The 20,390-nt window shown below is 29.2% G+C and carries 15 protein-coding genes; all 15 read right to left on the bottom strand.

What is annotated here, in order from left to right; all coding sequences use genetic code 11:
• Positions 1–151 precede the first annotated feature (151 nt).
• Positions 152–3,055, bottom strand: a complete 2,904-nt coding sequence (locus IPH62_08330) for a T9SS type A sorting domain-containing protein (protein MBK7105276.1) — start codon at positions 3,053–3,055, stop codon at positions 152–154.
• A 35-nt stretch (positions 3,056–3,090) separates the two neighbouring features.
• On the bottom strand, positions 3,091–4,107 hold the full coding sequence (locus IPH62_08325; GenBank protein MBK7105275.1) for a flippase-like domain-containing protein: 1,017 nt from the start codon (positions 4,105–4,107) through the stop codon (positions 3,091–3,093).
• A gap of 7 nt (positions 4,108–4,114) precedes the next feature.
• Complete coding sequence (locus tag IPH62_08320; protein MBK7105274.1) at positions 4,115–4,870, bottom strand: acyltransferase; 756 nt, start codon at positions 4,868–4,870, stop codon at positions 4,115–4,117.
• A gap of 3 nt (positions 4,871–4,873) precedes the next feature.
• On the bottom strand, positions 4,874–6,235 hold the full coding sequence (locus tag IPH62_08315; GenBank protein MBK7105273.1) for a Coenzyme F420 hydrogenase/dehydrogenase, beta subunit C-terminal domain: 1,362 nt from the start codon (positions 6,233–6,235) through the stop codon (positions 4,874–4,876).
• Positions 6,236–6,245: 10 nt separating this feature from the next.
• Entirely contained in the window at positions 6,246–7,433 is a 1,188-nt protein-coding gene (locus IPH62_08310; protein ID MBK7105272.1) for a polysaccharide pyruvyl transferase family protein, read from the bottom strand.
• A gap of 32 nt (positions 7,434–7,465) precedes the next feature.
• Positions 7,466–8,446, bottom strand: coding sequence for an NAD(P)-dependent oxidoreductase (locus IPH62_08305; GenBank protein ID MBK7105271.1), 981 nt, complete (start codon positions 8,444–8,446; stop codon positions 7,466–7,468).
• A complete protein-coding gene (locus tag IPH62_08300; GenBank protein ID MBK7105270.1) occupies positions 8,446–9,975 on the bottom strand; it encodes an FAD-dependent oxidoreductase in 1,530 nt (509 codons plus the stop codon). Before IPH62_08300 ends, IPH62_08305 begins: the two co-directional genes overlap by 1 nt.
• Positions 9,976–9,993: 18 nt before the next feature.
• Positions 9,994–11,874 carry an asparagine synthase (glutamine-hydrolyzing) gene (gene asnB, locus IPH62_08295; protein MBK7105269.1) on the bottom strand — a complete coding sequence of 627 codons (1,881 nt, stop codon included), beginning with the start codon at positions 11,872–11,874 and terminating at the stop codon, positions 9,994–9,996.
• Positions 11,875–13,059: a glycosyltransferase family 4 protein gene (locus IPH62_08290; protein ID MBK7105268.1), complete on the bottom strand. Its 1,185-nt coding sequence runs from the start codon at positions 13,057–13,059 to the stop codon at positions 11,875–11,877. It lies immediately after the preceding gene.
• Positions 13,060–13,872: a hypothetical protein gene (locus IPH62_08285; GenBank protein ID MBK7105267.1), complete on the bottom strand. Its 813-nt coding sequence runs from the start codon at positions 13,870–13,872 to the stop codon at positions 13,060–13,062.
• 54 nt (positions 13,873–13,926) lie between these two features.
• Positions 13,927–15,105 (bottom strand): glycosyltransferase family 4 protein, encoded by a 1,179-nt coding sequence (locus IPH62_08280; protein ID MBK7105266.1) that lies wholly within the window; start codon positions 15,103–15,105, stop codon positions 13,927–13,929.
• Between the two features lie 162 nt (positions 15,106–15,267).
• Positions 15,268–16,578 (bottom strand): nucleotide sugar dehydrogenase, encoded by a 1,311-nt coding sequence (locus IPH62_08275; GenBank protein ID MBK7105265.1) that lies wholly within the window; start codon positions 16,576–16,578, stop codon positions 15,268–15,270.
• Entirely contained in the window at positions 16,575–17,564 is a 990-nt protein-coding gene (locus tag IPH62_08270; GenBank protein ID MBK7105264.1) for a glycosyltransferase, read from the bottom strand. The genes IPH62_08275 and IPH62_08270 overlap by 4 nt, the downstream gene beginning before the upstream one ends.
• 183 nt (positions 17,565–17,747) lie before the next feature.
• Positions 17,748–18,953 (bottom strand): glycosyltransferase, encoded by a 1,206-nt coding sequence (locus IPH62_08265; GenBank protein MBK7105263.1) that lies wholly within the window; start codon positions 18,951–18,953, stop codon positions 17,748–17,750.
• 91 nt (positions 18,954–19,044) lie between these two features.
• The gene (locus IPH62_08260; protein MBK7105262.1) at positions 19,045–20,388 is read right to left on the bottom strand and encodes an O-antigen ligase family protein; all 1,344 of its coding nucleotides are present in this window, start codon (positions 20,386–20,388) and stop codon (positions 19,045–19,047) included.
• Positions 20,389–20,390: the final 2 nt, after the last annotated feature.

Below are 20,390 nucleotides of genomic sequence, written 5' to 3'. Positions count from 1 at the left end.
TATTTAATTGAAATATATAAATTTAAATTTTCATTTACTTATATAATGAAATAAACTGATATGAAAAATATAACAATTCTCATAATAATACATAGTAGTACCCTATTATCGTTAATTTTTTAGTAAATTTTAACTTTATTTAGAAATTACACTATTTAATAAATGTCAACTTCTTACAATTATCAAATACCTTGCCAGTTGAAATCGATGTGGCCGTAATTAAATAGTAATAAATACCTGTCGGTAGATCTTTGGCATCGAAAATAATTTGATATTTACCTGTTGACTGAACTTGATCAACAAGTTTTTTAAGTTCTTGTCCCAAAACATTATAAATAGTTAATGATACTTTTGAATCTTCGGAAATACTATATACAATATTTGTAGTGGGATTAAATGGGTTAGGATAATTTTGATATAATTCAAATTCATTATTCTCATAAAGATTTTCATCTTTTATATCAACAACATTAATGATAAATTCATTACTAAAAAGTGAATTCGTATCTGTTGTAAACGCATATACCCTATACACATATGGAGAATAAAATTTATTAGTTGTGTCAGTAAAAATTACTTCATTAGCATTAACAGTACCTATTATTTTATATATAGAATCTTGAATAGCAGGTTTAGTTTCTATTATAAATCCTATTTCAGAACTTGATTTGTCTTCCCATGTTAATTCTACTTGTCCATTTAGATTATTAGTACCGCTCAAATTTATTGGATTAGGCAATGGTTTATAAATATTTACAATGTTTGATGATTCGCTAATTCCAAAACTATTATATGAGACAATACAATATTCATACTTTATTCCTTCTACAGCAGTATTGTCAATATAGGTTGATGAATTCGAAGAAATGGAATCTATTAATTCAAAAGACAACTGATTATAATCCTTTCTAAGTATTACAAATCCTAATTCATCAAGTGAAGTATCTTCCCAAGTTAATTCGATTTCATTTTCATCAGTTAATTGAATATTTAGATTTTGGGGTGGTTCCATATCTGTAAAATTTGAAACACCTATTGAATAATTGTGTAAAATTTCATCATTTGTTAAAGATCTATCATAAATTGCTGTTAAATAATAAGTTCCAAACCATGGTTTATCATCATTAAACTCATTAGCAATACCAAAAGAATAGTTTGCATCCCAGTTATCAAATGTACCATTTAGATGCATTGTTTTTTCAAGAACACCATTTAAGTATAATTTTGCCGTATCTTCGCTTGAAAGTGTATAAACAATATGTGTCAAATTTTCAGTTACTTTCCCGGCATCTGTGATTATCGAAGGAATTCCGTTGTTATCTGTAGCAGTAGTTCTTAGTCTAAACTCATATCTATCGCCATTTTGTAACAAGCCGAAATTTCTCTCAAATCTGCTTGGTGAGTATGTAATAATTCGCGCAGGCCCATTTTGAATAGCACTTTGTGGTTTAATCCACAATTCAACCGTTAATTCATTAGTGGAAATTATTGAATTAAATAATTTACTTGGTTTATCTATTGATTGAATATGAGAACTATTTGAAATTTTCAAAGAATTATAGAACCATTCATAATTTGAAGTTGAATTAATTGACAAATCCAATGGGTTTGTAACCTCAAGATTATCGTGTATAATTTTTCCAGAGCTCTCACTAAAACTATACAAGACTTGCAGATTACTAGAAACTCGTAAATCCTTCGCAGTTACATTTAGAAAAGCTGAATTAGATTCAAGAGTTTTGCCCCAAGTTGATAATTGACATATAAATTCAGATTCATTCAGTTCAACACCAACATTCTCAATTGTTAAAACTGAATCATTTTCTCCAACTAAGTCTAATCCGTTTTTTTTCCATTGGTATGTTAACGGCAGGGAACTTGAGGCTGAGATAAGAAATTCTACCGTATTATTCTCAATAACCGATAATGAAATTGGATGTTTATTTATTAAAATAGGAGAATCAAGAATTGAATCAATTGCCTCAAACCATACATTTGCCATTTTTTGATAACCTTTATCATTTGGGTGTAACGCGTCATTCATGTCACCATAAATACCATTCCCAATTGTTCCCATAGTATCTATAGCATAATCTATATTGGCTCCATTTTCCATATCCACAATAATTATTTTATCGGGGTATGCATCATTAAGTGGATTATTTACTCTATCTAATGCCATTTCTTCAACATTATTATTTAGCGTATTTACATAGTTTTGATTTGGTACTCGATCAATAATTTTTGCCAATATGACTATAACTTCAACATTATTATCTTGCTCATAACGATCAATTTCATCCAATATTTGTTCCATATATTCCGGAATTGTACCATCAACTGGATTATCATTGTTATTTGTTCCAGAATGAATCAAAATAATATTAGGATTGTAAGTTTCTAAATATGGTCCTGAAGTAATTTGTTGGTCAATTGAGTAAAAAGGTTGATATCTTCTGCCGGTAATTAATAAATTAGCTAGTTCTGAACTCCTAATACCAGGAAATCCGGCATTCTCATCATTTGAAAAAAAGTTGAAGCCTGCATGTTCACTTCCTATAAATTCAAAAGAGTATCCTTTGTTTTGTAGCAAATTAAATAACGGAAATCTATAACCAATTTTATCTTCTACAACTCTTGTATCATCTTTTCTATTGTCAAATGTTATTGAATTTCCAAGCGGAAGTATTCTTACTGGATCAATTGTCTTTTTTTGAAATGAAAAAATATTACTCGATAAATTATTGTTAATAAAAACAAACTTGTCCGATACATCAAAAATTTCTTTATTTTCTTCAGAAAATATTTTGATTTTAATAGGTTTATTTATTTGAGGTACTTTCCAACTATAAGATCTTAAATCTGAGCTTATACCCTGATCAATTTTTACCCAATTTTCATCATCAGATGTATAATATAACGATATAGTTTTAACATCATTTGAATTCCAAGTAATACTATATCTTGAATTTTGAGATAAAATTTCTTTTCCATTTGGAGAAATTAATTTAATGTTTTGCGCATGAGAATATGTCAAAATCAAAAAAAGTGACATTATAAAAAAGAATTTAAATTGGTTACTTCTGTTTTTCAAGACACCCTTTCTGTAATAATTTTTGAATTTTGTATTTCTTCTACAACCGAACCATTTTTGTTTACTACTATATTTAACATTCCGCCAATAATTGCATCAATAATTCCTTTGGCTCTAATTAGTAAAGCCGTGGAAAGTGATAATGATGGAGATACCGAAAATAAAGAAAAAGTAAATACATATCCAAATTCCATTAAACCTATTCCACCAATAGAAAATGGTATGTTCATTATAAACATAATTATTGGAACTGCAACAAAACATGTAATTAAATCAATTTCATTGCTAAATGCTAACGAACTTAACCAAACATTTAAAACTGCTAGCAGTTGAAATATTACTGAATTAATCATTGCCCAAATTATTGCATTTTTATCATTTTTGTATTCTAACACTGGTTTTCTAAGTTTATCGATTTTACTAATAAATTTATTTACATATTTATTTTTCGAACCAAAAAATTTCGTAATCAATTTATATGAATTTTCACTTATAACAAGCCAAGCTACAAAAGTTAATCCAATAGCTCCAATTCCTAAAGAAATTGTTAACCAATCATGATTAAATTTTTGCATATTAACTATGACTGCAATTATTGCGAATAATATTAAAGTAATTAAGCCGGTAAATCTTTCAACAATAACAGAAGCTGCTGCTGTGTGTTTTTTACCGGTAAATTTTCCAAGTTGAAAAATTCTAACAACATCTCCGCCCATGCTTGTTGGCAGAATTAAGTTAAAAAATTTTCCAATATTGTAATATGCATAAGTCCGCCATAATGAAACTTTTATGCTGCGCGAATCTAACAGCATTTTCCACTTAATTGCACTTGATAAATTTAACAGAAAGGTTATAAACAACGCTGCAAAAACATAAAAAAAGTTTACATCTTTAAGAAGGTTAATGAATTTTTCTCTTCCTTCGGAATTTAAAATGCCAGCTTTGTACAATGCAAAATAAATTAGCAAAAGTGTAAAAACTATTCTGAAAGAGGAAGTGATAAATTTTTTCATCTAAAAATTAAATTCTTGATTTATGAACTTTTGCGGGAATTCCAAATACAATTGAATATTCCGGTACATCTTTATTTACAAATGAACAAGCACCAATTATTGATCCTTTGCCAATTTTTACACCATCAGCAATTACACTATTTGCACCAATCCAAACATCATCACCAATGTACACGCCACCCTTACTATCAAAACCTTGATGAGCAATTGGAATATCAATTCTATCTGTTTTATGATTTCCACCTCCAATGTAGCAGTATGCTGCAATAAAAACATACTTCCCTATTTCAATATTTCCGTTTGCTATAGAAATTCTGCAATTACTTCCAATACTTGAAAAACTATCTATTTTAATTTCGCCTTCTCTTACTTTAATTTCAGTTGCCCTTCCAACAAAATTTTTTTCATTAATTTTTATTGCTGATGTTTCTGAACCTCTAACACTTAGGTTAACTAAATCATCAATTACACATCCTTTTTCTATTGATATTTTTTTTGCTTGCTTAAAACTTACACTATTTCCAATTGTGGTTTTTTTACCTAACTTTTTAAAAAGTTTTGGATATGTTAATTGTCGGGATAATAACCCCAACAGTCCGAACATATTCGCAAATAAAAAAGTAAATAATTCATATAAAAATAAATCACCAATCTTTCTATTTCCGATAACTATATCTTGATATTTCCCTAATCGAGAAGTTTTTTTATCATCAATAAATGAGTGGAAATTTAAATTATGTTCTTCTTTTTGTTGGACTTCCATACTCTATTTTCTTCTATATTTTTTACTTTTATTATATTGTCTTAATTTTATGAAAGGAACACCCCATTTGGATGTTAGAAATTTGTATAAAGGATATCTAATAATTCTATGATGTCCACACATCATTACAAATGTTTCTAATCTTTCTTCAAAACTTTCTCGCAATGTTGGTTTAGGAACAACTCTATCATAAATTGGAACCGGAATCCCTTTTGCTTTTAACCTTTCAACCCGCAGCGGAGTTTTAAGTCCTTTCTTGCGTCTATGCAATTTATGCGTTTGATAATTTTTATTTTTAGTTACATCTTCAACTATTAACGAGCCGGCTTCAACAGCATTATTTAAAGCTTTAAGTCCTTTTTCAGTTCTGATTAACATTTTGGATTGAGATTCAAAAATATACTTTCCGGTTTCATCTCTTGTCCATGCATCACTTACGGAAATATCAGAAAATTCCGATGATCCATCTATACATGTCTGACATCTAAAAGGGCTATACAATTGCGTCATATAGTTAATTGCACCGTCTTTAAAATTTGAATAATGCATATTAACTTTTTCACCGGATTTTAATGTTGCTCTAATATGACCTGGCCAAGAGCCTTCTCTAAAATTAAATGTTGTAATATTGTCTGGATCTACATTTTTCATTTCCATCATTTCTAATGCAACAAACGGTTCCATTGCTGCAGCACAAAACAAACCAATAATTAATTCAATTTTCTGAACAACCGGATCTTTTATTTTCTCCATCAATCTTATACCATGAATTTGACATGGCAGAGCTGCCATAGCATATTTTCCTGGCAAATCTCTAATTTCTTTGAAAATTTCATTTACGGGAATTACAATATATTTTGATTGCTGGCTTTCCAATAATTCTTCGTAAGTTCTCGCAATGTATACTTCTCCATGATATGGTTTTTTAGGATTCATTCTTGTTACTATACATCCATCAACAACTTTGCGTTTTAGCAAATCCCAAAGCAAACCGGTGATTACACCGCCTCCGGCACCAGCTCCTCTTATTCTTTGATCACTTGAATAACCTACAACTGTTTTTATTACTTCGCCATCAAAAGTATCAACATCGTTAGAATGTCCGAATGTAATTTCTGTTAGTTCTTTAAAATTAACTTTTTCACCTGGACAAACTTCTGCACATATTCCACAAGATGTACATAAATCTTCGTTAATTTCCGGATAAAAATCTTTACCAATTACTAAGGCTTTTTCCGGACAGGCACCTACACAAGTTCCGCTTCTTGTGCAAAGATTTTTATTTGTAAAAGCGACACTTAATTTTTTCATATCAATTTTCTTTAAAGAATTTCCATCAACAAAATTAGGATTTGAATCTTGCATCTAATTTTCCCTATTTAATTTTAAGTAACTCACCAACCAAATTCACAACATCCTTTGCTTTTTGCTGTTCTCTTCTTACTAGCGGAATCATATTTTCTTTTGTTTCAACTCGTTTATTCCAGCCGTCTTTAATAATTCTCATCAGATTTTCATAATTCATATCTTCAAAATCAATTATCCAATCCCCTTGACCAATTGTTTTTACGTATCCACCGGATTTTGGATAAGCATTAATTGTTATCATTGGCGTTAATGCTGCAGATGAAAGAATTAAAGAGTGAGTTCTCATTCCAACATGCAACCCGCATTTGCTTAATAAACTTGTAATTTCTTGATACGTATATTTTGCATTTGCAATTACCGTAATTTTATTTCTGTTTTTAACTTTTGCTAAAACTTCGTTAGCAATTGTTATATCCATAACTTGCGTTACTGTGAACATAATATCTAACTTCATTTCTTCAATTATTGAATCAAGAGTTTTAGCAATTAATTCAACAAATTTTTCTCTTCCAAATTCCTCTCCGCCATGCATAATCTTTTGCCATGAATCAATATATGCATTTATATTAAAGCTCAAAGTTCCGTTTGGATTTTTGAATAATCCTTCTTTTTGAGCAATTTCATTAATTTTTGATTCATCAATATTTTTTGTATTTATTGCGCAATCCGCACCATCAATAATTTTTGTGTATTTTAGTTTGTTGTTATCAAGCATATCTTTGGATTGCTGATCACGAACACTTAAATATGGACTTGCATCCAATATTTTCTGCATTGCAACTCTGCCGCGATCCGTAGTTATTGGTCCTAAACTTGCATTGTACGGTAGAATTGGAATTTTCCTTTTTTTTGCTGAAGGAGCAAACAAAGCAATTGTTGATAAATAATTAAAAAGCGGATTGAAATATTTTCTATCAAACAAAATATTATCTGTTATCAAAATTAAATCTGTATCAATCATTGATTTATATGTTGGATATCCTAGAATCTTGAAAGCCATATTCCAGGGCTTTAATCCCATTGCCTCTATGTTATGATGACCAAAATGTTTATTAACAAAATCAACACTCCAAGTTGGTACTAAAAATTTTATATCGGAATATTTTTCAGTAATATCATCCAATAAATTTCCAAGGATTGCATTATCGCCCGCATTTCTGCCGGAAAAATTTCCTAATACTGTAACTCTTTTCATTATTTATTTTGCTCCTTTTATTTCAAAAAACTTTATATCAATTTCTTTTCTTTATACCAATTAGCTGTTCTGGTTAAACCTTCTTCCAAAGTAACTTTGGGATTATAATTTAACATTGTTTGAGCCTTTGTAATATCGAATGCCCGGTCTTTAACAAAGAAATCTATTCTTCTTCTAAAAATTGGGGGTGATATTCCAAATGGTTTGCAAATAAATTCACACAATGCTCCGGCAACCCATACCGGAAAAACCGGAATTTTAATTTTCGATATCGGCTTGTTTAAAATTTTTGCAATTTTTTCTACTAACTCATTTAGAGTTAAATATCCGTTCCCGCCAATTGTAAATATTTCATAATTTGCTTTTTCACTTTCGCCGGCCAATCTAAATCCTTCTACCAAGTCTTCAACAAATGTTAAATGATATAGAACATTTCCGTTTCCTATCATCTTAAATTTACCGTTGCTGATTGTTTTGAAAAGTTTAAGAAATCTTGTATCACCTGGACCATATATTCCCACCGGACGAACAACAGTTCCTGCAAGTCCTTCTTCTTTGAAAAATTTTAACGCTAATTTTTCGCCGTCTAATTTTGATTCTTGATAATAATCTCCCGGATTATCCGGATGAGTTTCTTTTGCGGGAGGATTTTTTATATCGCCTTGAACTCCAACCGTACTGCAATGAACAAATTTTTTAACTCCGGCTTTTTTTGCTGCAACTAATAATTTTTTTGTGCCTTCAACATTTACATCCCAAAAATATTTTTGCGGAACACCTTCTGTTCTATATGCTGCTCCAATATGATAAACAACATCTACATCTTTCATAATATCATCGTTAATTTCATCCTTTGCTAAATCAACATAAGCTAATTCAATATTCAAACCTTCCAACAATTCCAAGTTGCTGGATTTTCTCACCAAACCTTTTACTTGATATCCATTTTTCAATAAATTTTTTACCATGTATGAACTTGTAAATCCATTTGCACCCGTTACCAAAGCTTTCATTAAACCAAAACTCCTTCTTTTTCGGAAATTACTAATCCTCTTTTCGTATAATAATTCTTCAAATCTTCAATTTCATTTTCTGTTTTTTCTTTATCCCAGCCTAAAATTTTACAAATTTCTTCAGCATATTTTAAAGCATTAATTGGATTATCACCTAATGTTGATCGGCGTAAAAGCAAATCTTGCAAATGAACAACCGATTCATTTTCAAATTTGGATTTAATAATTTCTCTAACTTCTTTATCTTCTAAATTCCAATCCCATTCAAAAACTCCGTATTCTTTATTTGATTTAGGACTGAACTTAATACTTTTTCTTTTTCCAATATTTTTATTTTCGAAAATTTTATTTAAAACTTTCTCCGCAACTAATCGTGAAGTTGTTAATTTAACTCCGGATAAACTATATAATCCTTGCGGTCCGCCTTGTTCCGCATGATTAAGAATAATTTCTCTTACTGCAATTTCATTCGAACCTTGTTTTTTTGCCGGAAGCAATCCCGAATAAATTTGCAGAATTTTATCTTTTGTTAAATTCAAATTGGGAATTGACAAATTCAAATCTTCAATAAAATTGTTTATTGATTCTTCTGTGGGAATTGGATTAGTTTCAACTCCATCCCAAGCTTGGTGAGTTGTGCCGGCAAATAATTTACCTTTCCACGGACGCAAAAAATATGCTTTTGCATTATCTTTTGGCGGAGTAATAGCAAGTGCGCTTTCCGATAAAGCATCAACATCAAATAAAATATTCCACGCAATTGAATACTTAAACAAATCTTCAAAATCTTTATGGAATGATTTTGCTAATTCTCTGCTCCAAGGTCCGGTTGAATTTATTACAATTGATGAATTAAACTCAACTTCCGAATTTGATTCTTCATCAACAGCAATTACACCTTTAACTTTATTATTTTCTTGAACAATATTTGTTACTTCAAAATAATTTAAAGCTGTGCCACCATTATCCGTAACGGCTTTTAAAATTTCAAGAATTACAAGCTGAGAGTCATCCATTGCGCCGTCATTCCAAACTGCGCCGCCTTTTAATTCTTTTGTATCAACCATTGGGAAAATATCTTTTACTTTTTTTGATGAAATTACTTTACCGTTAAGTAAACTATTTTTTTCTCCAACTTCATTGTTACGATTGATTGATAAAATATCATTTAAATTTAGTGCTGCCCACATTATTGAATTTCTCTGCAAACCCTTGTTGTAAAGCGGCATTAAGCATGAAATCGGTTTTGTTAAATTCGGGAAGTTTTTCAAAAACCATTTTCTCTCGCCAACGGATTCTTTAAATCTGTGCAAATCCAAAGACTGCAAATATCTCAATCCGCCGTGAACAATTCTTAAACTGTTAAAACTTGTTGCCGAACCAAAATCATTTTTCTCAAGTAATAAAGTCTTCAATCCTCTGCATGATGATTCATACGCAAGCATAACACCGTAAAATCCGCCGCCGATTATGATCATATCATAATTTTTGTTTTTCGCGGAATTAATATCTCTAATAATTTTTGTCATTTTAAAATCTATTTTATATTAGTTAGAATCTAACCATCTGTTTTTCCAATCATGGAAAACAATTAAAGCCCATAAAATATGGCTGTGATTTGCAATTCCGGAATTATGTTCACTTTTCAAATTCTTAACCATTATTGGATTAAAAATTCCATCTGATTTAATTTTGCCTTCATCAAGTAAATTATCCATCAAAGGTTTAAATTCATTGTTCAGCCAATTTTTTATCGGAATTGAAAATCCTTCTTTGGGTCTATAAATACATTCGCTTGGAACATGTTGAGCTGCAACCTTTTTTAGAATTATTTTAGTTTCGGTCGAATTTGTTTTAAATTTTTCCGGAACTTGAAATGCTAAATCAACGACATCGGGATCGAGATACGGAACACGTGCTTCTAGTGAAACTGCCATCGACATTCTATCAACTTTAGTTAAAATATTATCAACCAAATAACTTTTTACATCAACATACAAACTTCTATTTAGTTCGCCTCTATCGCCGGCTTTGTTAAACAATTTTACAATATGATCCGCAGAATTTACATTTATTTTATTTAATGAATCTTTTGTAAACAAACTTTGTTTTACGGCATCGCCAATAAACAAGCGCCAGCGGGCATGAGAAAGTTCATTCTCGTACTGCAATCCTTCAACAAATCTTTTCGATTTATTTATCAATCCTTTTTTCTTAGCTGTTGGATTTATAGAATTTATAACCGGCTCAATTAATCCTTTCCGCAAGAAAGAAGGAATTTTTTCAAACTGATTTGCTTTATGATTTGCAAGATAAGTTTCATATCCGCCGAAAAGTTCATCGCCGCCATCGCCGCTTAAGCTTACCGTAACGTGCTTTCGTGCAAGTCGCGAAACTAAATAAGTTGGGAAAATAGAAAAATCACCGATCGGATCATCCATAAATTGCATAAGATGATTAAACAATTCCAATACATTCGGTTTGATAATTTCATCTTTATGATCAACGCCAAGATGATCTGCAACTTTTCGCGCCCAATTTAATTCATTATATGTCGGATCATCAAAGCCAATGCTGAATGTTTGTGCATTTCCCATAGATGCAACAATTAAAGAAGAATCAACTCCGCCGGAGAGAAATGCGCCAAGCGGTACATCGCTTATCATTTGCATTTTTGTTGATTTCTTAATCTGCCAATCTATTTTCTCAATCCATTCTGCTTCGCTTAAATTTTGTGAATTGCAATGAAACGGAACATCCCAATATTCTTGAGGATTACATTTGGGATTAGAAATATCAATTTCTAAAAATTTTCCCGGCTCTAATTTTTTTACAGATTTTAATAAAGTTGATTCACCCGGAATATATTCCCACGAAAGAAATTCTCCGAGTGCATTCATATCCAATTCTTTTTCAACAAGTTTGGTTTCTAAAATTGCCTTAATTTCCGAACCAAATACAATACGTTTATTATTGAATGAATAGTAAACCGGCTTAATACCGATATGATCACGAACAAGAAAAAATTTATTTTTTTTCTGATCATGCATTGCAATTGCAAACATTCCATTTAAATGTTTTGGAAAATCATTTCCCCATTCTTCATATCCGTGAACAATTACTTCCGTATCGGAATTAGTTTTAAATACATGACCTTTACTTGTTAACTCACTTTTTAATTCCGGAAAATTATAAATCTCTCCGTTGAAAACTGTCCAAATTGATTTATCTTCATTATAAATCGGCTGACTTCCACCGCTTAAATCTATAATAGATAAACGGCGCATTCCCAATGCAGCATTACCGTGAATTGCCATACCGGATTCATCGGGTCCGCGGTGATACAAAGTATCAACCATAGATTTCAACATTTCGTAAGAAATTGTCGGGTTAGATTGAAATGAAACAACGCCGGCAATACCGCACATTTATAAAGTCTCCAATAATTTTTTAAGTTTTGATGTATAAACAGTTCGGGAATATTCTTTCTCGTATAATTTTAGCGCATTATCAGCTTTTTGTTTTGATGATTCTTTATCATTTATTGCAGCCAAAATTCCATTTGCCATTTCTTGCGGATTTGGCTCAACTAAAAATGCAACATCATCAGTCAATACTTGCGTGTGGGAATAAATTCTTGTCGCAACAAGCGGTTTTCCCGAAGCTAATTGTTCGTAAATTTTAAGAGGAGTATTTGTTCCATCGCTTCTCGGTGAAAGTAAAATATCGGCTTTTGCAGAAAATTCTTTTGCATATTTTTGAGCAACTCTTCCGGTAAATTTTATAAAATTATTTACGCCAAATTCATTTGATAATTTAGAAAACTCTTCGACTTGTACTTTAGTTCCGCCGGCAATAATTAACTTTACTTTATTATTTTTTTCGATAACACCTTTCATTGATTTTACAAGAATATCAATTCCTTGATATTTCTCAAGCGTTCCCGCATACACTAAAAGCTGTTCATCACTTTTTACAAATTCCTCAACTTTAAAATCCAACTCAACTTCAGAAGTTTTTTGCTGATTATTATTTTTCTGTTTCACCGGCTCAAAGATTGAATTTTCAATTAAAAAATGTTTTTCTTTTTTTGTGATTATCGTATTAACGTAATCTCTTAAATCGGGACAAATAGTAATAATTGCATCGGCGCTTTGCAAACATTTATCTTCCAGAGTTTTGAAAGTGTTAATCAAAAATTTAGAAGTAGTAAATTGAAAATTTGTAAGCTGCTGCGGCAAACTCGAGTGCATATCATAAATAAGTTTGTACTTAAAAATTGGTTTGAAAAACCAAGCAAAAAATACAGCTTCTTCATGTGCGTGAACAACATCATATTTTTTTGTGATAAAAAGCTGAAGCATTTTTAAAATGATGAAAATATCCAAAAATAATTTTAATGGTGATGGACCTAATTTTACATTTCCCAACATTTTAAATCTGGGAATTCTTATGATATTTACATTTGGAATATCAACATCTTGACCTTCGCCGTAAGTGAGAAAATCCATTTTTACGCCAAGCTCGGAACTTATCATAGTTCTGTAATAAACAGAAAACGGTGTTCCGCGCGGAGAAAAAAACGGCTGGGGTGCAATTACTAAAGTTTTCATTTATTTTCTACTTCGTTTAACAATCTGCATTGAAATTTGATTTTTCAAAAAATTATATCCGGTTTCCAATTTCCCATAAGTTTTAAACTGAATTTTGGAAGAATTTATTTTTTCATAAATACTATCGAATGGTTTTTCCTTATCTAAATTTCCATCGATAATAAATCCAAAACTTCCCGGTTTTTTCACTTCATTTAAAAATGGAAGAGGATCGCTGCCGGGAATATTTATAATTCCGTTTTTCAAAGCTTCATTAAAAATTTCCGGTTTACTCCAAAAAAACGGGCGATTTCCATTATCACCCAAATAAATAGGAAATGTATTATTTTGCAACACTAATTTTTCAACAATTTGTTTGCGATTTCCCATCCATTTACCAACACCCCATGGAATAACCGAAATAGCTTTATTCGCGTTTACAAATTTTATAACTTCTTCAATTGGATTTCCGTCATTCGGATCTTCATTTAAGCCTAAAGCCAAAACTTCAAGATTTTCTTTAGTTACAATTTGTCGACCTGCAATTAAAAAGATTTCAAAACTATCTTTATCTTTTAGAATTATTGAGTTTTGATTTGGGGTATTCACAATTTCCCAGTTACCAATCTTCTCATTCGTTTCAGCTTTATCAAAAAGATTTGCAAAATAATTTGCTTTATGTGATTCTGTTAAACAAAGTACGGACTGAAAATTATCACAATTAATTTTGTTCGCTTGATTTTGAAAATTTGATTTTGCAGAATTAAAAAAAGTATTCAAATCAAAACATTCATGGATATGAATGTGGGCATCGATTAAAATATTTGATTTCATTATTAAACTTAAGTTGGTAATTAAGATTTTTGATTTGATTGAAAAATGAATTAACTAGTTGGAAATTCCATTAAGAACATCCAAAAATCTTTTATTCATTATTTCGGAAGAAATTTTAGCATAATCTTCATAAGCATTTTTAACTTGTTTTTCACGTAATTCCGGATGTTGAGAAATATAAATAACCATATCAGCAAGCTCTCGGGAATTTCTCGCAGCAACAAAAAACAAACTTTCATCATTAAAGACTGATTCTGCCGGTTTTAATCTTGATGTTACAACCGGAATTCCAGATGCTACATATTCAAATAATTTTGTAGAAAAAGCTAACTGCATAAAAAAATCATCTTTATATGGTACTATCCCAATATCAGATTCTTTAATCTTTAAATAAATGTTTTCTAAACTTTCTCTATCATTCAAAAAAACATTATTTTCTAATTTAAGTTTACCTATTATTTCTTCAATTCTAATTTTAAAAGCTTTATCATAAAAGCCGTAAATGTTTAAAATTGCATATGGTATTTTTTCAGTAATATATTTCATAGATTCAACTGCTATATCAATTCCAAATCTTTCAGCAATTGATCCATGATATATTATTTTTAAATCTTTTTCAATTTTTTGATATTTCCTTTGCGAATCAAATCTAAAAATATTTGTATCTGCCGAGTTAAATACTACTGTTATTTTTTCTTCAGGTATATTTCTTTCTAATAATTTTTCCTTAAATCCGGGACTGGCAACAAGAATTTTATCAGCAATAGAGCACGAAAGATTAGCAAAAAAAACAACTAATTTTCGTAATAGTTTTCTATTTTCATGACTCCATTTGGAATCGAAAAGTTCAACAGAAGTATCTCTAATATCTAAAATAACTTTTGTACCGAACATTTTTTGAAAAATTGTAATAAAAACTAATAATTCCGGTAGAGTGTGAACAATAATAATATCAAACTTTTTTGAGAAATTAAGTTTTTGAAGATAATAAAATGCCGGTAATGCGAATCTTAAAGTATTTCCGATATATTCAAGAATTGTATCTTTTGCACCCGGTGTAGAAACTCCATAAACTCTAACATTTTTCTTAATACTAATATTTCTCTTTTCCTCAAGCTGACAAATAACTTCAACAGAAAAGTTGTTTTGACTAAGAATAGAAATTTGTTGCTGAAGTCTTGTATCATTTTCATACAAGAATTTTGATACAATACAAATACTTTTATATTTCATTATAAAATAATAAACATAATTCTTAGAATTATTTGTTTTTATATGTATTTAAATAATAAAAATAACAAATAAATTTATGAAAAGGATAATTTATAGAATTAGTATATTAAATATATTCTCATTAAATACAAATCACCGAAATTTTAATGAAGAATACCAAGTTTACCAACAAATACCGTCATAGCCAAGAGACGTTTCATTATCTTTAAAAACTCTAATTAAATCAACAATTTCAACATTATCCAATTTTCTATGCAAAATTTCTTCAACACCTTTTTCTTTGTTTACAATTACAAGTATATCTATATTATTTAGAAAATCATCAAGGTTTTCTTTTAAAAGTACATTTATATGTGGTAATTTATTAAATAAGTAATCACGGTTTTTACCCATTAACTTGGAAAGGTTAACATTTTTATCATAAATTTTAACATTAAATCCTTTTCCTAAAAGTCTCTCAACTAATTCCAAAGCAGGACTAAATCTTAAATCATCCGTACCTGCTTTAAAAGCTAAACCATAAAATCCAATTTTATTTTTATTCTTATTTAAAATTATGCTTAATGCATATTCTATGTGAATTTTATTGCTAACTTCAATTGAAGCAATAGTAGGTAATTGTACATAATTATCATGGGCAATAGTATTTAGTGCTTTTAGATCTTTAGGAAGACAAGAACCTCCATATGCAAATCCTGGTAAAAAATATCTATGTGAAATATTAAGTTGTTTATCTTTAACAAATAAATCCATCAATTTAAAACTATCAACACCAAGTGATTTTGATATTCTACCTATTTCATTTGCAAAAACTATTTTTAATGCATGAAATGTATTATTGACAAGTTTGATTAATTCTGCACTTCCAATATCAACTACCATAATTTCAGCATTAATTTTAGAGTAAACTTCTTTCATTACATTTATTCCCTTTTGGGATTCTGAAGCTAAAACTGTATAAGGAGGATTAAAGAAATCATTAACTGCAGAACCTTCACGCAAAAATTCTGGATTAGAAACAACTGCAAAATCTTCGTTATTTTTTTTACCACTTTTTTCTTCAATTATTTTAATAATTTCTTTATTAGTACCAGGCATTACTGTACTTCTTATTGCAATAGTAAAAAATTTTTCCTTTTGTTTTAAAGCATTCGCAATTTCTTCGGCGACATGATATATATAATTCATATTTAACTTGCCATTTTCATTATTCGGTGTTCCAACACATATAATCGCAACTTCAGAATCTTTTACAGCTTCAACATTATTTGTTGTAGCACTAATTTTATTATTACCAAAATTCCTTAAAATCAAATCATCAATATCTTTTTCAACTATTGTAGCTTTTCCACTATTTATTAAATCAACTTTGGTTTGATCAACATCAACACCTATAAGTTTGTGCCCAAGATCTGATAAACAACCTAAACCAATACAACCAACATAGCCTAAGCCAAAAATACTTATGTTCATTTTAACTCCAATATTTCTTTTATTTCATTTAATTTATTATCAAATTTTTCACTTCGTTCTTTCTGAAATTTAATTATCTCGAAAGAATACTTTTCAAATTCATTTCTAAGTTCAGTGATTCCATTTGCAATCTCTTCTGGTGTATTCTTAACAAAGACTGTACCCTGAGTAAAATAGTTTTTTAACATTTTAGTATCTGAAAGTATTAAAGGTTTTCCAACAGATATTGATTCGCTACCAGCTCTTTGCATCGTATCTTCATTTCTTGTTAATGATATTATTGCATCAACACTTTTTAGAAGAGTTCTATATTCGTAATTATTTATATAACCTGTAAATTTAACATGTTCATATTTTTCGGGAGTAATATTTGCAATTGGATAATTTCCAGTAATAAATATTTGGACATCTGGTAAATTTTTAGCTGCTTCAATTAGTTCAAAATATGGTTCATCGTATGAAAAAGAGCATATATAACAAATGTTAAATTTATTTCCTAAATCTCTTTTTTTAACAGACTCGAATTTACTTTCAAATGGAATATCACTTAATATTACCGCTTTACCACCTTTGCTTTGTACTAGTTTAAGGTGATTCTGATTTGTTACAAATGACAAATCAGAATATTTTGCAAAGATTAAAGATAGAAATAATGGGTATTTGTAGAATACATAGTCAAAGGCACATGAATGAGAATCTAAAACTAGTTTTGTTTTTGTAATTTTTGCATAAAGGAAGTTTACCAAAGCAATTGGCCAAACAGTGTTTGTTATTATTATTATATCTGGTTTTCTGTCACTTAGAATTTTTATATTTCTGTATGCATAGGAAAAATATAAAAATGCTGAAACCCATATTTTTTTTTCTTTACGTACATTTGCAATAAAAATCGGTTCGGCATTTAATACAATTGAAATACTTTCCATACGTGAACCATATTCAGCCCATGTTATAAAAACTATCTTTTTTTCCTTTCTTTCCAACATTATTTAATTGTCCTTTAATTTGTATTCGGTAAAGTTGATTATTAGAATTCTTTAATACAAAGCACCTGCACTGATAATTATTGAACAACATTACGCTTTAAAAATAAATCCATTTCTACTTATTTTTAGAACGTAATAATTGTTTTAGCAGAAAAATCATAATTTGGTTAAATTCAATAAAAATTAAACTAGTTTGTTATATAATTGATGATATTTTTCAATTACTTTTTGAGGAAATAAATCAGAAATACTATTACGAATTTCATTTCTATTCCATGCATTAGCTAAACATTGTTCAATTTTTTGAGCAAGATCTTCAATAGAATTTGGTTTTACAAGAAAACCATTCGATCCTTCTTTAACAATTTTTGATATTCCGCCTACATCAGTTGCCACAACCGGTGTTCCACATAAAAATGATTCAACTATTACATTCGGTAAACCTTCACTTTTACTCTGTAAACTTAATAAGTCTGCAGCATTGTAATAATTTACCAGATCATCACCGAGTAATGGACCAAGAAAGAAGATCTTATTATTGAGATTTAAAGTTGATGAAAGTCTTTTTAGAGAGCCTTCTTCACCACCCGCACCAGCAATAAATAATAATGTATCAGAGTATTTATTTTCTATTAACGAATAGGCATTTATTAAAATATCAACATTTTTAAGAGGTATTAAATTACCCGCATAAAATATAATTTTAGAATTATCATCAATACCAAGCATTTTTCTTGTTTCAATTCGGTCTTTGATATAGAATTTGTCTGATTCATAGATATTATCTATTAAATATTTTTTACTCTCCTCAATATGAATATTCTTTTTTTCGCATTTCTCAAATAAATCATTTGTTACTGCGGTTATATTATTTGAGTCATTAAATAACTTTTGCGCGGATTTCCAAAACTTTGTGCCTACAACAAGTCTATTAACATCACTTCCTAAAAGTGATATTAAAAATGGCACTTTATATTTTTTTGAAATTATTTTTCCCAATGTTCCAGCTGGAAAAATCCAGTTTGCGTGAATAATAGAATCTTTTGTTACTATATTTTTTAGCTTTTTTCGTATTTGCCAATATGCAAACCACCCTTCAACATCGTGGAATAATTTTCTTGGTAATCTATAATATCTTAAATAAATAATATCGCAATTTAAAATTTGAATTGAATTATTTGCAGTATAATTTGTTTTCCAATCCTTAATTAAATTTTTCCAATCTTTTTTATATTTAAAAATTTCCAATATTGGCGGAGCAGCAGGATATAATGCGATAACAGTAATTTTATAGAATTTTGCCAATTCTTTAACTGTTCTATATATATAAATCCCTTTTGTATTGTCTTTACTACTTGGAAATTCCGGAGTAAGCCAAATTAAATGCATAAATTATTTAAAATACCGTTCGTTTTCTTTTAAATTTTTTTGAATTACATGAATTATTTATTCCGAAAATAAAAAAAACATTTTATAACCATTATTCATTCCTTTCAAAATATGCACTGTATATTAGTCCGCCAATAAGCATAAAAACAAATCTACTTGTTAATTCAGAATTTTGACCAATTGAGTAAAATACTATTGCAATAAATAAATAGACAAAGGGAAATTGAACTTCGCTATAAAATGATTTTTTCAATAAGTAAAATGATAAAGTTATTATAATTGCTAAAAATAAAAATAATCCAAGAAAACCTCGCTCGATCAAAATAAATATATACCCATTATGAGCTGCATATTGCCCCTTAACATTATTCCATTTATTGTAAACTTTTTCAGAGATTTCTAAATATCCACCAGGTCCTAAACCAAAAAACTGATGAGCGGGATCATTTTTAAAAAATTTTAACAAATCTTTTTTCCATTTTTCCGATCTGAAATTCATACTTCCTTCAATCAATTCTCCAGTATATGGATTAAAACTCAGCTGACTTTTCCCAAAATATTGCAAAGGTTCTGAATATAATCTATAGTAAAATACGCCTTGAAATGTAAATCTGTTATTGGGGATTCCAGTAAATTGAAAATAAAACAGCCCCCCAACATACAGTAATAATAAAATAAAAATTGAGAGATAGATTCTTTTTATTTTTACTCTAAAGTCTCTTTCAAAAAAATTAATCATAAAAAAAACAAAAATTACTCCACCTAAAGTACTTCTTGAAGTAGAGAATAACATTCCAATAAACAAAAATACCATAACTGCAAACATTAAAAATTTATTGAAAATATTCCTACTTAAACAAATATATGCAAATAAAAATGCCACACCTGAAAGTAAACCAGGATAATTGTGATTACCTATTACCTTATTACCCATTAACAAATCAATAACTCTTATTATATTAAGTTCACCAGTTGTAAAAAAAGTAAATATTAAGTCTATCGAGCTCAGAATTCCTGCGAAAAATAAACCAATTAGAAATGACTTCTTTCCAATATTATTTTGCATTCCAAGAAATCCAATAATTACACTAACAATAATTAGTAGAATTTCTTTTAAGTATGAAATAAATTTTTCTCCTTCGGAAATAGGAACAATTAGTTCAAATATTAGAAAAAATATAATCATCAAAAAAATTTTATTTCTAAACAAATGGTCATTAACCAATACCATGTTTTCTTTATCAAATATATATAGTCTCAAAAAGATTAATAATACAAGTAACCCTCTAGAATCTATTGGAAATGGTATTTCTATATTGAAAACATAAAAAGTAGCAAATGTTAGAGGGGCAATTAAAAAATATGGTTGTTCAACTAGTAAAAATAAAACAACTGCAACAACCAGAACTGCAACAGTATAAATTAATATTTCCATAA

This window comes from Ignavibacteriota bacterium (genome assembly GCA_016708125.1).
Taxonomy (GTDB): domain Bacteria; phylum Bacteroidota; class Ignavibacteria; order Ignavibacteriales; family Melioribacteraceae.
Note: the sequence above shows the minus strand (reverse complement) of the source record. Positions and strands in the feature narration are given on the sequence as shown.